General features: G+C 68.5%; 1 protein-coding gene and 1 pseudogene. Both read left to right on the top strand.

The annotated features are described in order from the left end of the window. Positions 1–136: 136 nt before the first annotated feature. Entirely contained in the window at positions 137–2434 is a 2298-nt protein-coding gene (locus AC1D1W_RS20370; protein ID WP_476944660.1) for a DUF5682 family protein, read from the top strand. Further along, positions 2431–2880: pseudogene (locus AC1D1W_RS20365) on the top strand (hypothetical protein); the annotation flags it as partial. The gene AC1D1W_RS20370 and the pseudogene AC1D1W_RS20365, both read left to right, overlap by 4 nt.

The following is a 2880-nucleotide window of genomic DNA, read 5'->3' as shown; positions in this document are numbered from 1 at the left end:
GGTGGGCGCAGTGGTCAAAGACCCCGTCCAGGACCGTGTGATCTGGCAGGAGTACCTGGAAACCGTCGTCCGGAACAGGCCGGAGTGGAAGGACCTGTACCGGGCCTGCCGCGACCTCGAATCATCGAACTGACCGATGACAGACGTCTACGTCCTGGGGATCCGGCATCACGGCCCCGGTTCGGCGCATTCGGTCGCCGAGGCGCTGGCATCCCTCCGGCCGGATCTGGTGCTGGTTGAAGGTCCCCCGGAACTTGACCAGGTGATTCCGCTGCTGTCCGATCCGCAGATGACGCCGCCCATCGCCGGGCTGATCTACGCAGCCGATGAGCCTCGGCTCGCTTCCTTTTACCCGATGGCGAGCTTCTCGCCGGAGTGGGTGGCGTTTGGCTGGGCGCTTTCCACCGGCACCCAGGTGCGGGCGATCGACCTGCCCGCGGCGCACACCTTCGCCCTCCGCATGGCTCCCGCGCCGGACGGGCCAACAACAGCCATCGACGACGGCGATCCCCCCGTGGATGGCGCCGAACCTCCCGCCCCGATGCAGCAGCCGTACCGCCCCGATGCGATTGGGATGCTGGCCGGCGCCGCCGGCTACACCGATCCGGAGCGGTGGTGGGAGGACGCCATCGAGCAACCGAATACAGACCCCGTCGAGCGGTTCGCGGCGTTGACCGAGGCCATCGCGGAGATCCGGGCGGCCGACGACAGGCCCAGCAGCCATCCCGACGTTATGGAGAACAACCGTCGGGAAGCGGCGATGCGCCGCCTGCTGCGTGCCGCCATTCGCGAAGGGCATGGGCGGATCGCCGTGGTGTGTGGTGCGTACCATGCGCCTGCCCTCGTGCCCTCAGGCTTTCCCCCGGTCTCTGCCGACAACAAGGTGCTGGCCGGGCTGCCCAAGGCCAAGGTCGCGGTGACTTGGGTGCCATGGACCTCGGACCGGCTCAGCTTGCGCAGCGGCTATGGGGCCGGTGTCACTGCGCCCGGCTGGTACCAGCACCTCTTCACACACTGGATGGCGCAGGAGCCCGGCACGGACGTGTCCACTACCTGGCTCGTCCGGGTAGCCCATGCACTGCGCCGTGAACACCTCGACGCATCGACTGCCTCTGTAGTGGACGCCAGCCGAATGGCGAATGCCCTTGCCGCCGTCCGTGGACGGCCCAGCCCGGGACTGTCCGAACTGGACGACGCCGCGCAGGCAGTTTTGTGCGACGGTTCACCTCTACCGCTGGCCCTGGTCCACCGTGAACTCACCGTTGGGCTCGAGCTGGGGAATGTACCGGAGTCTGCGCCCACAGTCCCCCTGGCCGCCGATCTGGCAGCCACTCAACGCAAGCTCCGGTGGAAACCGAGCGCCATGGAAGAGGTCCTTACCCTTGACCTGCGCAAGCCAAACCAGCTGGCCCGCTCGGTTCTGCTGCACCGGCTGGCGCTGCTTGGAGTGCATTGGGGCACACAGAGCGAATCCGGCCGGACGACGGGCACGTTCAAGGAGGTGTGGACACTGAACTGGGAGCCGGAGCTAACGGTGGCCGTGGTGGAAGCCAGCCGCTACGGCACTACGGTCGCCTCCGCTGCCGCGAACTGCGTGGCCGAACGCGCCCAGGACGCAGGCAGCCTGACGGCGCTCAGCGAACTGCTCGCAAGCTGCCTGCTCGCTGACCTGCCGGACGGCATCGGCGGCGTGGTGTCGGTCCTTGCCGAGCGCACCGCCTTGCAACAAGACGTCGCGCCGCTGCTGGAAACCATCGCCCCCCTTGCCCGGACCTGCCGGTACGGCAACGTGCGCGGCGTGAACGTCACGGGCGTACGGAAGATTCTTGACACGACGGTTGTGCGGGCGTGCGTGGGGCTGCCCACTGCCTGCGCCGGGCTGGACGACGAGGCCGCCGACGCCATGCGACGCGCCGTCGATTCGGCCCAACAAGGCCTCATTTTGCTGCCCGACCTGCCACCGGACGACTGGCACCGGGCGCTTGCCGCCGTCGCAGGCTCGGACGGCATCCACGGCTCGGTGGCAGGTCGGGCCACCAGGCTCCTTCTGGACGCAGGCCTGGTCGACGGGAACGACGTCGCGGCGACGCTGAGCCGGCGGCTCTCGATCGCCACTCCCTCACGGCAAGCCGCCGCTTGGCTGGACGGCCTCATCTCCGGAGACGCAACACTGCTGATTCATGATCGGCGGCTCCTGCAGATCGTGGACGACTGGGTCGCCGGGGTGGACGACGCCATCTTCGACGACGTCCTGCCGCTCCTGCGCAGGACATTTTCAGCATTCAGCCGGCCGGAGCGGCGCGAGATCGGAGAGCAAGTCAGCCGCATTGGCGACAAAGTGGGCATCGTCAGCCAGACCGACCTGGACCTGACCGCCGCGGGCCCCGCGGTCCGGACGATGGCCAGGTACCTCGGATGGGAGGCGATCGCGTGACCGACGCAGATACCGACGACCGCGGCCGGTTGGGCCGCTGGCGCCTTGTGCTCGGCGGCCATGAGGCCGACGGCGTCACCACAGCGGAGGGACACAGCGTCGTCCTCTCCACCGCTGACGCCCGGCGCGACCGGGCCCTGGAGGACTTGTACGGAGCCGAAGAAAAGAAGGGCCGCGGGGGTCTGGGCGCGTCCAGCCCTCGCGTTGCCCGCTGGCTCGGCGACATCCGGGGCTATTTCCCGTCCACGGTGGTCCAGGTGATGCAGGCCGACGCCATGGACCGGCTCGGCCTTCGGCAATTGCTCCTCGAGCCGGAGATGCTGCGAACCGTGCAGCCCGACGTCGGGCTGGTGAGCACGCTCGTCGGCCTCGGCCGTGTCATCCCCGAGCAGTCACGCGAGACCGCTAGGACAGTCATCCGTCAGGTGACGAACGAGCTTGAGGAC

The sequence above is a fragment of the Arthrobacter sp. P1_B4 genome, assembly GCF_056406555.1.
This window is presented reverse-complemented; position numbering and strand designations above follow the sequence as displayed.

Excerpts from the sequence above, each read along its gene's own strand:
- AC1D1W_RS20370 (WP_476944660.1), top strand. The coding sequence starts at position 137 with ATGACAGACGTCTACGTCCTGGGGATCCGGCATCACGGCCCCGGTTCG.